This window comes from Bariatricus sp. TF06-38A (genome assembly GCF_027690675.1).
GTDB classification, from domain to species: domain Bacteria; phylum Bacillota; class Clostridia; order Lachnospirales; family Lachnospiraceae; genus Allocoprococcus; species Allocoprococcus comes.
The window spans coordinates 1-16,432 of sequence record NZ_JAQFCE010000008.1 but is presented as its reverse complement, the minus strand read 5'-3'; the positions used below and the strand labels follow the sequence as shown (position 1 = coordinate 16,432).

12 protein-coding genes are annotated in these 16,432 nt (G+C 43.2%); 3 read left to right on the top strand and 9 right to left on the bottom strand.

Features of this window, described 5'->3' with window-relative positions:
- Positions 1 to 106: 106 nt before the first annotated feature.
- Complete coding sequence (locus PG418_RS08200) at positions 107 to 367, top strand: hypothetical protein (protein ID WP_498837280.1); 261 nt, start codon at positions 107 to 109, stop codon at positions 365 to 367.
- A gap of 147 nt (positions 368 to 514) precedes the next feature.
- Here PG418_RS08200 and metG read toward each other — a convergent pair whose 3' ends face one another.
- The 5 genes from metG to nadA form a co-directional block, all read right to left on the bottom strand.
- The gene (gene metG, locus PG418_RS08195) at positions 515 to 2,419 is read right to left on the bottom strand and encodes a methionine--tRNA ligase (protein ID WP_498837279.1); all 1,905 of its coding nucleotides are present in this window, start codon (positions 2,417 to 2,419) and stop codon (positions 515 to 517) included.
- A gap of 507 nt (positions 2,420 to 2,926) precedes the next feature.
- Positions 2,927 to 3,442: a transcription repressor NadR gene (locus PG418_RS08190; RefSeq protein WP_118218414.1), complete on the bottom strand. Its 516-nt coding sequence runs from the start codon at positions 3,440 to 3,442 to the stop codon at positions 2,927 to 2,929.
- 116 nt (positions 3,443 to 3,558) lie between these two features.
- Complete coding sequence (gene nadC / locus PG418_RS08185) at positions 3,559 to 4,410, bottom strand: carboxylating nicotinate-nucleotide diphosphorylase (RefSeq protein ID WP_498837278.1); 852 nt, start codon at positions 4,408 to 4,410, stop codon at positions 3,559 to 3,561.
- 127 nt (positions 4,411 to 4,537) lie between these two features.
- A complete protein-coding gene (locus tag PG418_RS08180; protein WP_498837277.1) occupies positions 4,538 to 5,740 on the bottom strand; it encodes an L-aspartate oxidase in 1,203 nt (400 codons plus the stop codon).
- A 70-nt stretch (positions 5,741 to 5,810) separates the two neighbouring features.
- Complete coding sequence (gene nadA, locus PG418_RS08175; RefSeq protein WP_498837276.1) at positions 5,811 to 6,719, bottom strand: quinolinate synthase NadA; 909 nt, start codon at positions 6,717 to 6,719, stop codon at positions 5,811 to 5,813.
- Positions 6,720 to 6,904: 185 nt separating this feature from the next.
- Here nadA and PG418_RS08170 point away from each other — a divergent pair, with 185 nt between their 5' ends.
- Positions 6,905 to 8,668, top strand: a complete 1,764-nt coding sequence (locus PG418_RS08170) for a DUF885 domain-containing protein (RefSeq protein WP_055248149.1) — start codon at positions 6,905 to 6,907, stop codon at positions 8,666 to 8,668.
- 95 nt (positions 8,669 to 8,763) lie between these two features.
- On the opposite strand, the gene PG418_RS08165 is transcribed toward PG418_RS08170, so the two are convergent.
- The 4 genes from PG418_RS08165 to PG418_RS08150 all read right to left on the bottom strand — a co-directional run bounded on the left by PG418_RS08165 (position 8,764) and on the right by PG418_RS08150 (position 14,435).
- Complete coding sequence (locus PG418_RS08165; protein WP_195255441.1) at positions 8,764 to 9,816, bottom strand: PTS sugar transporter subunit IIC; 1,053 nt, start codon at positions 9,814 to 9,816, stop codon at positions 8,764 to 8,766.
- Between the two features lie 212 nt (positions 9,817 to 10,028).
- Positions 10,029 to 12,272 carry a beta-L-arabinofuranosidase domain-containing protein gene (locus PG418_RS08160; RefSeq protein WP_498837275.1) on the bottom strand — a complete coding sequence of 748 codons (2,244 nt, stop codon included), beginning with the start codon at positions 12,270 to 12,272 and terminating at the stop codon, positions 10,029 to 10,031.
- Positions 12,273 to 12,458: 186 nt separating this feature from the next.
- The gene (locus tag PG418_RS08155) at positions 12,459 to 12,983 is read right to left on the bottom strand and encodes a spore maturation protein (protein ID WP_008374123.1); all 525 of its coding nucleotides are present in this window, start codon (positions 12,981 to 12,983) and stop codon (positions 12,459 to 12,461) included.
- Between the two features lie 87 nt (positions 12,984 to 13,070).
- A complete protein-coding gene (locus tag PG418_RS08150) occupies positions 13,071 to 14,435 on the bottom strand; it encodes an MATE family efflux transporter (protein WP_498837274.1) in 1,365 nt (454 codons plus the stop codon).
- A 203-nt stretch (positions 14,436 to 14,638) separates the two neighbouring features.
- Between PG418_RS08150 and PG418_RS08145 the strand changes: the two genes are divergently transcribed.
- Complete coding sequence (locus tag PG418_RS08145) at positions 14,639 to 16,402, top strand: ABC transporter ATP-binding protein (RefSeq protein WP_498837273.1); 1,764 nt, start codon at positions 14,639 to 14,641, stop codon at positions 16,400 to 16,402.
- Positions 16,403 to 16,432 lie beyond the last annotated feature (30 nt).

The following is a 16,432-nucleotide window of genomic DNA, read 5'->3' as shown; positions in this document are numbered from 1 at the left end:
TTTGCTCTGTTTGTTCTATAAAATATAGCACTTTGACAATGGTAAATTTTTCAGTTTGATGTATAATAATTACACAGAAAAAAAGGATATAGCTGGAGGGATTTTTATGAAAAATAAAGTAATGTGGAAAGATGTAGCACTGATCGTTTTAACGATTCTTTTAATTTTTTCTATGTGTAGAATACATACGCTACACCAGTCAAATAAGAAACTCTATTCGCAGACTCTGGAGTTAAATAATCAGCTTGCTACACTCAAGGAAAAGAATGCCGGACTGGAATCAAAACTGAGCAGTGAAGAAAGTATTACAGATTCCGTAAAGACTTCTGATAAAACGACTCACGACACTTCCGATAACACACAGTAATCCCAAAAGAGGAAACAACTACATTATCTGTGGTCGTTTCCTCTTTTTCTGTTACATCACAGCAATCTCTGTGATATATTGATCTCTTATTTTTTTAATCAGGCAGATATTCCCAATCTGCCTCACGACTTGTCCGCTCCGTTTTAATTAACAGATCTCTGCTCCTGCCGGCATCTTCTTCTCCGGTGTCATCAGCGCAAGATTTCCATCTGCATCTTCTGCGCAAAGCAGCATACCTTCGGAAAGAACGCCGGCAAGCTTAGCCGGTTTCAGGTTCACAAGAACCATAACCTTCTTGCCTACCATCTCTTCCGGTGTGTAGTGTGCTTTGATTCCGGATACGATCTGTTTTACCTGGCTTCCGATCTTAACCTGTGAGCAGAGCAGTTTTTTAGATTTCTTCACTGCCTCGCAGGAAATGATCTCACCTACCTGGAACTGCATTTTTTCAAAGTCCTCGAAAGTGATCTCCGGTTTTGCTTCGATGTCGATTCCTTCTTCTTCCTCTTCTTTCTCTTCTTTAACTGGTGGATGAAGTTCTGCTACTTTTTTCATAACTTCTTCCAGATCGAGTCTCTGGAACAGGATTTCCGGTTTGTCAGTTACATTTCCGCCACCAAGCTGTGCAAGAATCTTTTCTGATGTTTCCGGCATGAAGGATTCCAGAAGTTTTGCACCTTCGGAAATACTCTGGATCAGATTCCAGAGTACTGTCTCCAGACGGTCCTTCTTACTTTCATCCTTAGCAAGTGCCCAAGGCATTGTCTCATCAATATATTTGTTGCAGCGTTTAAACAGATTGAAGATCTCTGTGATCGCATCTGCTACACGCAGTTCTTCCATTTTTGCTTCTACGAGCTTCGGTGTATTTTCTGTTACAGCTTTCAGATCTGCATCTACTTCTTCTGTAACACCTTTATTTGTCACAGTTCCACCAAAGTATTTATTTGTCATAGAAATAGTACGGTTTACAAGGTTTCCAAGTGTATTGGCAAGATCTGAGTTCAGTCTCTCTACCATTAATTCCCACGAAATTACACCATCGTTTTCAAACGTCATTTCATGCAGCACGAAGTAACGTACTGCATCGACTCCGAAGAAATCTACCAGCTCATCTGCGTAAAGAACATTTCCTTTGGATTTACTCATTTTTCCATCGCCCTGAAGCAGCCACGGATGTCCGAATACCTGTTTTGGAAGCGGAAGTCCAAGTGCCATCAGGAAGATCGGCCAGTAAATTGTATGGAAACGGATGATATCCTTTCCGATCAGATGAAGGTCTGCCGGCCAGTTCTTGTTGAACAGTTCTTCACTTTCACCGTCACAGTGATATCCGATACCGGTGATATAGTTGGTAAGAGCATCAAGCCATACATAAACAACATGCTTCGGATCAAAGTCTACCGGGATTCCCCATTTGAAGGAAGTTCTGGATACACACAGATCCTGAAGGCCCGGAAGAAGGAAGTTGTTCATCATCTCATTCTTACGTGCTACCGGCTGGATAAATTCCGGATGTGTATTGATATGCTCGATCAGTTTATCTGCATATTTGCTCATTTTGAAGAAGTATGCTTCTTCTTTTGCCGGCTGAACCGGGCGTCCGCAGTCCGGACATTTTCCATCTACAAGCTGGGATTCTGTGAAGAAGGATTCGCATGGAGTACAGTACATTCCTTCGTAGTGTCCTTTGTAAATATCTCCCTGGTCATACAGTTTCTTGAATATCTTCTGTACTTCTTTCTCATGATAATCATCCGTTGTACGGATAAATTTGTCATAAGAAGTGTTCATCAGATCCCAGATTCTCTTAATCTCCCCGGATACGTTATCTACAAATTCCTTTGGTGTAACGCCTGCTTCTTCTGCTTTTAATTCGATCTTCTGTCCATGCTCATCAGTTCCTGTCTGGAAAAATACATCATATCCCTGACTTCTCTTATAACGTGCAATTGCATCTGCCAGCACGATCTCGTATGTGTTACCGATATGTGGCTTGCCTGATGTATAGGCAATTGCAGTTGTAATATAATATTTTGGTTTGTCTGCCATGGTTCTTTATCTCCTTTTTCTTTTAATTATTAAGTAAAAGAATGTGCCTTGGCACATTCTGGTGCCTGCGCGGTCGCTTGCGACATCTTCCTTGTGCGCCGCAGTGCGCATCCTCGCGGAGCGTTTTTTATATATTAGAAAAGAGCATTTTCTAATATATAAAAAAACCGCCTTCTATAAAATATAGAAGACGGGATTATTACCGTGTTACCACTTCTCTTCATCCTTCCCTCACAGGAAGAATCTCACCGGGTACAGTCTGCTGCTTTTGGCAGTCCATATCTGCACTCGCCGCTGTAACGGGCGGAACCCATCGCACGCTTGCACAGGAAACTGATTCGTTGCTTCCTTATGTTCACCTACGCTGCTCAGAAGCCATCTTCAATCCTTCTCCAGTCATCCCTCTCAGCCTCTGCGGGACTTCTCTGTAAACATTCAAAAGACCTACTCTCTTCATCATCGCTTTTCTCATATCAAAAAAATCGTATCACAGATATCAGAAACTTGTCAAGGCGTATTTGACACCAGATAGCCTTTTTCCTTCAATACCTGCTCGATCAGATCCAGTGTCTCTTCCGAATCCGCTTCAACTGTGTGATAGTGATAGTTGGAGGTGATATTCTTAAGCGGACTGGACTTTCCACTGTGGATCCCTTCCATGAATTCTTTTACATTTCTCCGCGATGCCACATCAAGAGGTGCTTCCATATGTCCATAAATCCGGTGATTGATCATTACATTTACCACCTTGCCACCCAGATCTACGATCGAACAAAGCTCATCCTCCATCTGTTCATCCGTATGACTGACTTTGAACACTCTCGTTACCGAATGCGGCGCATTCAGAATATATCCCCGGTTGGTCGAAATGATATCATATCCGGCTGCACGGATCAGCGCAATGTCCTGTACAATGACCTGACGACTTACATCATATACCTTCGCCAGTTCTTTCCCCGGTACCGGAACCTCACTGCTCTTTATTTTGCTGACAATCTCTTCTCTTCGTCTGGAACCTGTCATCCCGATATAACTCTCCTTTTTCTGCAATTCTGCCCTGTATCTGATTCCTTACCTTTCTGTCATCCGGCGTCTTCCCTTTTGCGGAAGCGCTTCTGCATTTTCAGGCTAAGACCATCTTAAACCGCATGCAGATTCTTCAGTGAAATATCAAGAACAGGAGCAGAATGGGTAAGCGCCCCACTTGATATATAGTCTACTCCAAGAGAGGTCAGACGGTCAATATTTTCTTTTGTCACATTTCCGGAACACTCTGTCTCGGCACGTCCGGCAATGATCCTGATTGCCTCCTTCATATCCTCCGGTGTCATATTATCCAGCATAATGATATCTGCTCCGGCATCGGCAGCCTCTCGCACCATATCCAGATTCTCTACCTCCACTTCGATCTTGCGTACAAACGGTGCGTATTCCTTTGCCATCTGTACCGCTTTTGTCACGCTTCCTGCCGCTCCGATATGATTGTCTTTTAAAAGAACTCCGTCGGAAAGATTATATCTGTGGTTATATCCGCCACCGACACGAACCGCATATTTTTCAAAGATACGCATATTCGGTGTGGTCTTCCGGGTATCCAGAAGCTTCGTTTTTGTTCCTTCCAGAAGTTTTGCAACCGAATGGGTATAGGTTGCGATACCACTCATTCTCTGCAGATAATTCAGTGCGACTCTTTCGCCGGAAAGCAGCGCACGGATATCTCCAGTAACAACACCCATCAGCTCACCTTTCTTCACTTCATCGCCGTCTTTGCAATAAAAATCAATCTTCACATTTTCATCCAGGATCTCAAATACTCTGCGAAATACATCCAGTCCGGCAACGACTCCGTCCTGTTTGCAGATCAGCTGCACCTCACCGGTCACTGCTTCTTTCATCACCGCATTGGTGGTTACATCCTCACTGGAAATATCTTCCTGCAATGCTTCTTTGATCAGATGGTCTACATTTAATGTCATTGTAATCTTATTCATTTCTTTTCCTCACTCTATAACAACGTATTCTCTCACTAACTGTTTTCAACTATGGCAAATTACACATTTTCGCGAGTGCGCAATTTTGCTGAAATCTTCTTCAGATTTTCCAGTTCAGTAAAAACTGCTAGACTGCCTCTTTACAGAACACTGCCGGCTTCACTGCATTTTCCACTCCTGATATCTTATGTGCCGCACGTTTTGCAAACACCAGACTCTCAAGCAGAGAATTACTTGCCAGACGGTTTGCCCCATGGACGCCATTGCAGCTGGTCTCTCCAACCGCATACAGATGCTCCATCGAAGTTCTGCTGTCACTGTCTACCCAGATGCCTCCCATGAAATAGTGTTGTGCCGGAACAACCGGAATCCACTCTTTTGTCACGTCATAGCCTTCTTCCCGGCACCGCTCACAGATATTTGGGAAATGCTCCAGGATCGTATTCTTATCAATATTTTCCATGGAAAGCCATACATGATCCGTTCCATCTTTTTCCATCTGCTCACGGATTGCTTTTGTCACCACATCTCTCGGAAGAAGCTCATTTACAAAACGTTCTCCGTCTTTATTATAAAGAACTGCGCCTTCTCCACGGACAGATTCTGAAATCAGAAATCTTCGCCCCGGTTTTGAAGAATACAAAGTTGTCGGGTGGATCTGGACATAATCCAGATGCTCCAGACGGATTCCATGCTTCCTAGAAATATCAAGCGCATCCCCGGTCAGATGTGGGAAGTTCGTAGAATGCTGATATCTTCCTCCGATTCCACCGCTTGCAAAAATCGTATCCTGTGCATAGATCTTCATCTCTTCGCCGTCTGCCGTCTTCGCTAAAATACCTGCACATTTTCCATTTTTAACAATTATGTCTGTCATAGTTGTATATTCGTGTATTTGTACATTTTTTCGTTTCTTTACTTGCGTAAGTAATTTACTTGTGATCTCTTTTCCTGTAATGTCTTCATGGAAAAGGATTCGCGGTCTGGAATGTGCACCTTCTCTTGTAAATGCAAGATTTCCGTCTTTTTTAGCGAAATCCACACCATATTCAATCAGATCATGAATAATTTCCTGCGAGCTGCGGATCATAATATCCACGGATTCTTTCCTGTTCTCGTAATGACCTGCGCGCATTGTATCTTCAAAATACCCCTCATAATCTTCATCATCACGAAGTACACAGATTCCGCCCTGTGCAAGAAATGAATCACTGCTTTCCAGATCTGACTTGGTAATCATAACAATCTGTTTATCCTCCGGAAGATTCAGTGCAGAAAATGCACCACCAACTCCGGTTCCTACGATCACTACATCTGTCTTAATCTCCAACTTTATCCCTCCAACTCCGGTTCTCTTAGCCGGTCACCTGTTGTTTCTTATTTCTGATTTTCCGGTTCTTTTATTTTGCAGCAAGCTCCAGCATTTTCTCTAACGGTTTTTTGGAATTTTCCCGAAGCTTTGCATCTACGTGAACCTCATTTTCACCAGTCTGCAAAACATGCAATACCTTCTCCAGCGTATTCTTTTTCATATTCGGACATACCGGTAGCTTGTCCGGATAATAGAATGTCTTCTCCGGGTTCTGTTCCTTCAACTTGTAACCCACACCCTCTTCTGTACAGACAATAAATTCCTGACAATCACTTGCCGTTACATACTGGATGATTCCTGATGTGCTTCCCACGTAATCTGCCATCGCAAGAAGTTCTGCACGGCATTCTCCGTGTGCGACGATCTGCGCCCCCGGATGTCTCCTTTTCACCTCGGCTACATCCTCCGGTTCCATCCGTTCATGAGTCGGACAGAATCCATTGTTGTAAACAAAATTTTTTTCCGGTACATGATCGGCTACAAAGTGTGCCAGATTCCGATCCGGAATAAAGAAAATATTCTTGTTCGGAAGTTCTTTTACGATCTTCACTGCATTTGCAGATGTCACACAGACATCCGAGTATTCTTTCAGTGCTGCCGTTGAATTGATATAGCAGACAACAGCAAGATCATTATATTCTTTCCGCATCTTCCGGATCGTCTCCACATCTGCCATATGTGCCATCGGACAGTCTGCTGTCATATCCGGCATCAGAACCGTTTTCTCCGGATTCAGGATCTTCGCACTCTCCCCCATAAAAGAAACGCCACAAAATACGATTGTCTTTTCTTTGAGCTTCGTTGCTACCTTGCTCAGGTAAAAAGAATCCCCTATATAATCTGCTATTTCCTGCACCTTCGGCCGCACATAATAATGTGCCAGAATGACAGCATTCTTCTCTTTTTTAAGCTTCTGTATCTCTTCCACCGTTGTCATAACGTGATCCTCCCTTACTGACTCTTTTCTCATCTCTGATCTTTTTTCAGCATAGTGCACATTATAGCACCACACTTTACATCTGACAAGACACTTGTTTTATTTCTGTAAAGTTTCGTTTGAGATACATATTTCCAGAATCAAAATCATATACATAGAAACAACATCATTTCTTCTGGAGTTTTATGTTTCATTTAATTCTTAAACACCGGAAAAAAATTTTTCTGATCCTTCCCTGTTGTCTGCTGGTCATTCTGATTTCTTTTCTGTCTGGCAATGCATTTTGGAGCTCCCTGCATGCAGAATCCTCCGACCGGCAATTCCGTACTTTCACACGTAGTCTCTTCCAGACAGAAGTATCCGCAAATACCATCAGCCTTCACTATACCTTGCGTTCTCCTTCTGACTATGGCATCGCGGACATCCCGGCTACATACGGCAGTCTTTCTTCTGATCCCGTTGCTGCAAAGGCTTCTGTCAGAAATGTTCTCTCTTCTCTGCAGGAATTTGATCCCGACACTCTTTCTTCGGAAAATGCACTAACCTTTAAAATCCTGGATACCTATCTTAAAAATGCATCCACAGGGACAGATTATCTGCTTTATCAGGAGCCTCTCGGCCCCGTATCCGGTATCCATACGCAGCTGCCTGTTCTGCTCTCGGAATACAGCTTTTACGACACACAGGATGTAGAAACCTATCTGGCTCTCTTAAAAGAAACGCCTTCCTATTTTGATTCTGTCATCCGGTTTGAGCAGAAAAAAGCTGCTTCCGGTCTTTTTATGCCGGATTACCAGGCTGATTCTGTTCTGGACACCTGCCAGTCTTTTATCGATATGGGTAAAGAGAATTATCTGGTCAGTACATTTAATGAGCGGATCGCGTCACTGGATCTTTTACCTGAAAACAAAAAAGATTCTTTTCAGAAAGAAAATATGAAACTTGTAACAGAAGAGATTTATCCAGCTTATCAAAATCTGATCACCGCTATCAAATCGCTGAAAGGAAAAGGAATGAATGAACAGGGACTTAGCCATTTCCCTTATGGAAAAAAATACTATGAATATCTGGTGCGTCAGACTACCGGCTGCAATGAGTCCATTTCTCGTCTGCGACTGATGACCAGGGCACAGATACTGGAAGATCTAAGTGCCATGCAGAAGATTCTCTTCCCTGCTGACGCAGCACTTACCCAGGCATCTGTTTTGGAGCAGACATCTCCTGATTCCATGCTGGACGATCTCAGGTCCAAAATCACAGATACATTCCCGGAAATTCCTGATGTTGATTTCCAAGTCAAATATGTTCCGGAATCCATGCAGGATTATCTAAGTCCAGCTTTCTATATGATCCCTGCCATTGACAATCTAACGGAAAATGTCATCTATATTAACAACGGGCAGACCGCCTCAGGGCTGAATCTCTACACAACCCTTGCTCACGAAGGCTATCCCGGACATCTGTACCAGACCGTCTATTTTTCTGCTTCTGAGCCGGATCCTATTCGGAGCATTCTTGATTTTGGCGGATACGTTGAGGGCTGGGCCACCTATGCGGAAATGATGTCCTACTACCTTGCACCTCTCCCTAAGACTGAAGCATCCCTTCTCCAGAAAAATAGTTCTGTCATTCTTGGACTTTATGCGCTTGCAGACATGGGAATTCATTATGACGGCTGGTCTGTAACTGATACAGTCCGCTTCTTCAGCGATTACGGGATCAATGATCCAAATGCAGTACAGAGTGTCTATAAACTGATCATTGGAAGTCCTGCCAATTATCTGAAATACTATATTGGATACCTGAAATTTTATGAATTGAAAAAAGAAATGGCAGATGCCCTGGGAAATCAATTCTCCCAGAAAGAATTTCACAGGGCGGTACTGGATGTGGGGCCGGCGCCATTTGAGATCGTATATGATGAGGTGGAAAAAAATTTATTAGATTGATCCTATTTCACACAAAATAAAACTATCCTGTGAGAATCCGAAACATTCCCACAGGATAGCCCATCAAACACATTTTATATAATTTACACTTGAATCTACAGATCCAGTTTCAGATCATTTTCCTTGATCCAGCCACATTTTCTCATCGGAATCGCAATCGCCCAGGAAAGCACTGCCGGAAGAATAAAACAGATCAGCACCAGACCTGCCCAGTCCATTCCGGTGATCGCAGCTTTGGTTCCTTCTGCAATATCATTTACCCAGCCAGTGTACACACCAATCTGTCCGACCAGTCCGCAGGTTCCCATTCCGGATGCCACTGCCGCACCGTTCATCTTCAAATGGAAGATACAGGTTGCGACCGGACCGGTAATTGCGGATGCCAGTGTCGGCGGAAGCCAGATTCTCGGGTTTCTCACAATGTTTCCCATCTGGAGCATCGAGGTTCCTATTCCCTGTGCAAAAAGACCACCCCATTTATTTTCCTTAAAACTCATAACCGCAAAACCAACCATCTGTGCACAGCAGCCGGCTACAGCAGCACCTCCTGCAAGCCCGGTAAGTGAAAGTGCCGCACAGATCGCTGCACTGCTGATTGGAAGTGTCAGCGCAATACCAACAATCACAGATACGATAATTCCCATGAAAAATGGCTGTAATTCAGTCGCCCACATGATCGCAGTTCCTACGGTACTTGCCGCTGCTCCGATCGCCGGTGCACATCCCAATGAAAGCAGAACCCCCACACAGATCGTCACAAATGGTGTCACAATAATATCTATTTTTGTTTCTTTTGAAACCAGTTTTCCAAATTCTGCTGCAAAAATCGTAACGACCAAAACCGCAAGAGGTCCTCCGGCACCCCCAAGTTCATTTGCTGCCATTCCGACTGCTGCCAGTGAAAACAATACAAGTGGCGGACACTGAAGTGCTACTCCGATTGAAACTGCCATCGCAGCTCCGGTTGCTCCTTTCGCATAACCGCCTACTGTTACAAGGATTCCTATACCAAGCTGTTCTCCGAGTGTGCTGATGATCGTACCGATCAGAAGCGATGCAAACAGTCCCTGCGCCATTGCACCAAGCGCATCGATTCCGTATCGCTTCGCTGAAAAGATAATATTTTTCTTTCTTAGAAACTCTTTCATAACTTTCTCCTGCTCCTGTCATTCTTTTAGTGTATAATCTACTGTCTTGTCACATGTGATTACTGTGCAATATTATCCACTGTTTTGCAGAATCCGTCAAGAAGATTTTATTTAAATCTCTTATCTTCGCAAAAGTATGATATAACTGATATGACTAAAAAGCAGGAGTGTACATTTTTTAACTGCACACTCCTGCTTTTTATTTCTTATTTTTATTCTTTATGAAAATATACATGATAAGCTTCCATATCTACTTTTGGAAGAGGGATCATCTTCATTCCATTCGCTTCAAACTGTAATTTTCCATCAACCATATGAATTTCTTCTACTGCCGGTGCTGTAAGGAATTCTTTTTCCTCTGAAAGTGCCGCAAGAATATATGGCCCATATGCAAGATTGACAAATGCCGCATCAGACTTGTTATCCAACACACGGAATTCCATCGGAAGTTCCAGTCGGATCACATCTCCGGCTTTCGGATCTGCATCAATCACCATATAACCATCATGAAGTGCTGTATCTGCAAGAACTTTTCCATTTACAGACACGTTAAAATCCTTCTGTCCCCATGCCGGAATATGGATTTTAAGAACTTTTTTCTGATCCTTTTGGCAACGTATTTCCATTACACCTTCTTCATCCACACTCTGAAGTTCGATCATCGTTTTTCCATTTTCGTCCGTCAGCACGGAATCTACAAGAAGGTTAATGTAAAGCGCATCTTCATCCTGCGCATAAATATTTTCCATATAGCGGAATCTGCTCTCCATACCGGTTCCATGACAGCAGGAATTCTCTGAAAGGAAGAATTCTTTTCTGCCACCCGGACCAAGTGGAAGAAAATAAGTCGTTCCACCATCACATTTATGACTACTTGATGTCAGGATATGATTTCTCAGCGTATTATCATAATAATCCATCAGATTGCCGCTTCGCGTATATTCAAATAACTGACTGGTCAGGCGCAGCATATTATAACTTGCACAGCTTTCAGCAGCCTTATCCGTAAGATAAGAACACGTTGTATTTGCACGATGGAACATCTCAGTCTCACCAACCCCACCGATACAATATGTATGTCCGCCAGTCACGATATTCCAGAAATCCTTTCCGATTTTCCAATAAATCTCATCACCAGTTGCCCGATACAGATCCATTGCACCGATAATCTGCGGAATATGCTGGTTTGCATGCATATCCTCCAATGTATCGCATTCTTCTTCCATCGGATAGAATAACTTTTCATTTTCAAAAAGTTTTGCAGCCTTCAGATGATTTTCTTTTCCGGTCAGCTCATAGACTTTTACCATTGTTCCAAGCATACCACCAAACTCACCTGCAATATACATTGCCCACATTTTATCCAGTGTTTCTTTTGGCAGACGGGAAAGTCTGTCATATACCCAGTCTCCCATCAAGTCCAAGATCTCTTTTGCCGTCTCATTTCCGGCAAGTACATGACAATCATATAATCCAGACATAATCTTATCCAAAGTATAATACGGAGCCCAGATTTCCGGATACTTGGTATATACTTCCAGAAGATCGAACTGTTCCTCTGAGTATGCACTTAAAAATCCTCTGTGATATTTGCCGGTTGCCGCAAATGCATCCTGGCACTTTTTCAGCTCTGCTACCATGTAATTGACTTTATCTAAAAATTTTGGATTGCCGGTTGCTGCAAATGCAAGTGCAATACCTGACAGATAATGTCCTGTCGTGTGCCCTTTCAGTTTACAGCTTTCCTCATCCCAACCGGTCATCGGAGGTGCCCCTTTTGTATCCAGTCCGGTCGCTTTGCGGAAATTATAAAGCATCTGGTCATCGTCAATTCCAAGAAGATATTCTTCCATCAGCTTCTGGTATTTATAATAAAGAGTTCCTTCTTTCAACCGAACCTGTCCAAGTGGAAAATAACCCACTTTTTTCTCCGGTCCCTTTACTGGTACTATTTCCTTTTTATAATGGATCTCTGCAGATGCTTCCTTTTCTGTTCCATCGATCACACCTGCAACTGCAACCACTGTCTCTTCTTTTGCCGGCTCATATGTATTCCATTTCACCGGCATTGTCATGCGGCGTCCATCTTCTGTATATACGATCACAACAGACGGAAGATGTGCTTCTTCACCGACCAGTGCATTAAGAACGACTTTACGTACTTCTTTTACGATATTTTCTTTTGCTTCCTGCAATATGGTCGCCACATATTCTCTTGACTCACTACGTCCTTCATATGTTGCGGTAACCGTCAGTGTAACTTTACGGTTTCCCATGCCATGCAGCGGACGATGTACCTTTCCTGTATTGTCAATAAATCTTTCTTCCCCTGTCTCCCAGGTAAATTGAGCACCGTATTTTCCATTCTCCGGGAGTGTAAGATTGTCATCTACTGTGCTCAGATTCCCAATATAAATTGCATCCAAATCTTTTTTAATAATTTCTGCTGCGTTCATGTTTTGCTCCTTTTCGTATAAAAATTGGATTCGAACCATCTATAGACTATATTCTATGTTTCTCTCCATTCTTTGTCAAGATTTTGCACATTTTTTGTTAATTGTAGTCATTTTTATTGTGCGATATATACATTTTTCAAAAAAATCTGAATACAACATTCGATAATTTTTATATACAACTTTTATTTATACAAGTGCCGCCAGCCACACACTCGCTGCAAGCCCTGCAAATGTTGCAATAAGTGCTCCGGCAAGAGTATACCTGGTTTTTTTCACCTTTGCTGACATAAAATACACAGACATCGTATAGAAAATCGTTTCCGTACACGCCATCGAAATTGAAGCGATCATTCCGTTTCTCGAATCCGTTCCAAATTCCTTATAGATATCAAGCAATAATCCCGTTGCGGCAGAGGACGAAAACATTTTCACAATCGTAAGCGGAACCAATGCCCCCGGAAATCCAATCTGCTCCGTCACATTTCCAATTATTTCCGATATAAATTCCAGAAAACCCGATGCACGCAAAATCCCCACTGCTGCCATCAATCCGATCAACGTCGGCATCAGCCGCACGACCGTCCAAAATCCACGCTTTGCTCCCTGAATAAAAGTATCATATACATTCACTCCTGCAAAAATTCCATATATAAGAATGGACAAAATCATAAAAGGGACTATAAAGTCAGATATGTATAAAAAAAGGCGCATAAAAACAGCTCCTGGCGAACCACTTTACTAAAAAGTATATTCGCCGGAGCTGTTATTCATTCCGTTTGCTTTATAAAGAAAACTTTTCTATTCCTCATCCGCATACTTCGCAAACCGCTTCTCATTCTGATGGATCACATAATAATACATCACGATCAGCAACGCACTTGCCAGGATCCATGCCGCCGGACTTGCCATGCATACTCCAAAGTAACTCTTCTGCCCTGCCGCGATCATGGCAACAACACCCCTGCCAACCAACTCAGCCACACCAGCCATCATCGGGAGCAGTCCATATCCCATTCCCTGGATTCCATTCCGATAAACATTTACAACGGTAAGCGGAATAAAGAAAGTACCGACGCATTTCAGGTAAATATCCACGGAATGCATAATTTCTGTCAGATCCCCAGACAGGAACAGATACGTCATATATTTCCCAACTGTCATAATGATCGCCGCAACTACGACTGAATAGATACTTCCCATGATCGTAATTGACTTAAATCCATGACGGATCCTTTTGATCTTACCTGCTCCAATATTCTGTGCGCAATAGGTTGCCATCGTGGTTCCCATCGCAACATATGCCTGCGTCACGATCTGCTCGATCTTATTCGCTGCGGTAAATGCTGCTACCTGTGTGGAGCCAAGCAGATTCAGGGCAGTCTGTACCATCATGGTTCCGATCGCTGTGATCGAATATTGAAGAGCCATCGGGATTCCGACTGCAAGCTGGATCTTCAGCAGATGTCCGCTCGGACGCCAGTCCTCCTTATGTAAATGCAGGATCGGAACCGCCTTCACAATATATACCAGACACAGGATTCCCGAAATCCCCTGTGAAATCACGGTCGCCCATGCCGCACCGGCTGCGCCCATGTGAAACGCAATGATAAATACCATATCCAGCACAATGTTGAGCAACGCCGCAAGAATCAGGAAATATAGCGGAACCTTGCTGTTACCAAGTGCCCGCAAGACACTGGATAAAAAGTTATATAGCATCTGCGCCGCAATTCCACCACAGATTACCATAATATACGCATAGGCATCCTTGAAAATATCATCCGGTGTCTTCATAATCCCAAGAAGCGGTTTCATTGCCATCATTCCGAGCACAGTCATAATAAGAGACATAATAATCGCCAGAATCGCGGCATTTCCTACAGTCTTGCGCATTGCTTTCATATCACCCGCGCCAAATTTCTGTGCCGTAAGTACGGTAAATCCTGCCGTCATTCCCAGTATAAATCCATTGATCAGAAACATGATCGTTCCCGTACTTCCAACAGCCGCAAGTGCTTTGGTTCCCACGAACTTTCCTACGATAATCGTATCTGCCATACTGTAGAACTGCTGAAATACATTTCCAATGAAGATCGGCAGTGTGAAATTAAAAATAATTTTTCCCGGATTCCCGGTCGTCAAATCTTTCTGTAATGTTTTCATATATTCCCTCTGTTTATCTTATTAACATTTTACCTTTCGTCATTATAGAAAAATGTATCTTAAATTGCAATTGTCGTTTTCACGAAATTTCCCCTGTTTCACAAAGTATTTCCCGTTTATTTGACGGAATCTTTGACACCCCAGATTCTATCCTCTATAATAGTTTATATAGAAAAAAATTATCATTTTCAGGAGGCATTGATATGAAACCACTGCCCTTTATCATGCAATATGTCAGGCGATACAAATATCGCTATATTGCCGGAATCCTTACTCTTTTTGCTGTAGATGCGGCAAGTGTATTTATTCCAAAACTTACCGGTATCATTACCGATGGTCTTACCACGCGCAGCATTACCTGGAGTTCCATTCGTACCTGTCTTCTTGGGATCTTTCTGATTGGTCTTCTGCTTGCAGTCGGCCGTTTTTTGTGGCGTTATTTTCTTTTTGGAACCGCACGTATTATCGAGCGTGAACTGCGTAATGAAATGTTTTCCCATCTGGAAACTATGGATGTGGAATACTACAACAGCCACAAAACAGGTGATCTGATGACCCGGTTTACCAGTGACTTAAATGCGGTCCGCATGGCACTTGGCCCTGCTGTCATCTGCATCTTTGATTCCGTAGTCATGACGCTCCTGGTCGTCTGCCAGATGATGTATTATGTCAATATAAAACTGACCCTTCTGGCACTGATCCCGATGGTCATCATCTGCCTCGGCTATATGCATTATGGAAAGGTACTGGATGACCTCTACACCGAACGTCAGGACAGTGTTTCCAATCTTGCCGACTTTATACAGGAAAGCTTCTCCGGGATCCGTGTGATCAAGGCCTTTGTTCGCAAGCAGGCAGAAATCCTTTCTTTTTCCAAAAAGAACCAGGATACCATGGATAAAAGTATGCGCATCGCAAAGCTGGAAGCCATCCTGATCCCGCTTCTGGATGTGATCATCGGATTTTCCAGTCTTGCCTCACTCCTTTATGGGGGATACCTCGCCCTGATCGGACAGATTACACTCGGACGCTTCGTAGCTTTCAATCAGTATGTCAATATGCTGGTATGGCCGATGCTCGCCTGTTCGGAAGCTGCCGTCATGTTTTCCCAGGGAACTGCATCCATCCGCCGTGTACAGGAAATCCTGGAAGCACAGACAAATGTAAAAGATACTGCTTCTGTCACAACTTTAGATACCCTGCACGGGGATATCCGTTTTGATCACCTGACCTTTACGCACCTTGGAAATACTTCTCCGGTACTGCATGATATCAATCTGGACATCCCATTCGGGACAACCCTTGCCATCATCGGGCGCACCGGCAACGGAAAGTCCACTCTGGTCAATCTCCTGCTCCGGCTTTACAACACCGAGCCAGGCATGATTTATCTGGATGACCATGATATCAACACAATTCCGCTGAAAACTCTGCGTGAAAATATTGCTTATGTACCACAGGATAATTTTCTTTTTTCCGATACTCTGAAAGCAAATATTGCATTCGGTACAAAATCACAGGATATGAGCCGTATTATCGCCGCAGCAAAATCAGCCTGCATTCACGATAATATTGCAAATTTTCCGGACAACTATGATACGATCGTCGGCGAACGTGGCGTTACGCTTTCCGGCGGTCAGAAACAGCGCAGCTCCATCGCCCGCGCCCTGATAAAAAATGCACCGATCCTGATCCTTGATGACTCCCTTTCCGCTGTCGACACCGATACAGAAGAACATATCCTACATAATCTCAGGGACGATCGTAAAGGAAAAACAACAATCCTGATCGCACACCGAATTTCCACGGTACAGCATGCCGATCTGATCATGGTACTTGAAAACGGGGAAATGAAAGAGCTTGGAACACACACCGAACTGATTCAGAAAAATGGTATTTATAAAGATATGTTTGAAAAGCAACAGTTGGAAGCTTCCATTGGAGAACAGGAGGTCATTAACAGTTAAAGATAAATTATAAAATCATATAAGTAGATA

What these genes read in the sequence shown, in the direction of transcription:
- nadA (WP_498837276.1), bottom strand. Translation starts at nt 6,719, where the DNA reads ATGACAACGGTGGAAGAGATACAGAAGCTTAAAAAAGAGAAGAATGCT.
- PG418_RS08155 (WP_008374123.1), bottom strand. Translation starts at nt 12,983, where the DNA reads ATGCGCCTTTTTTTATACATATCTGACTTTATAGTCCCTTTTATGATT.
- nadC (WP_498837278.1), bottom strand. Translation starts at nt 4,410, where the DNA reads ATGAATAAGATTACAATGACATTAAATGTAGACCATCTGATCAAAGAA.
- PG418_RS08160 (WP_498837275.1), bottom strand. Translation starts at nt 12,272, where the DNA reads ATGAACGCAGCAGAAATTATTAAAAAAGATTTGGATGCAATTTATATT.
- metG (WP_498837279.1), bottom strand. Translation starts at nt 2,419, where the DNA reads ATGGCAGACAAACCAAAATATTATATTACAACTGCAATTGCCTATACA.
- PG418_RS08170 (WP_055248149.1), top strand. Translation starts at nt 6,905, where the DNA reads ATGTTTCATTTAATTCTTAAACACCGGAAAAAAATTTTTCTGATCCTT.
- PG418_RS08190 (WP_118218414.1), bottom strand. Translation starts at nt 3,442, where the DNA reads ATGACAGGTTCCAGACGAAGAGAAGAGATTGTCAGCAAAATAAAGAGC.
- PG418_RS08150 (WP_498837274.1), bottom strand. Translation starts at nt 14,435, where the DNA reads ATGAAAACATTACAGAAAGATTTGACGACCGGGAATCCGGGAAAAATT.
- PG418_RS08200 (WP_498837280.1), top strand. Translation starts at nt 107, where the DNA reads ATGAAAAATAAAGTAATGTGGAAAGATGTAGCACTGATCGTTTTAACG.
- PG418_RS08165 (WP_195255441.1), bottom strand. Translation starts at nt 9,816, where the DNA reads ATGAAAGAGTTTCTAAGAAAGAAAAATATTATCTTTTCAGCGAAGCGA.
- PG418_RS08145 (WP_498837273.1), top strand. Translation starts at nt 14,639, where the DNA reads ATGAAACCACTGCCCTTTATCATGCAATATGTCAGGCGATACAAATAT.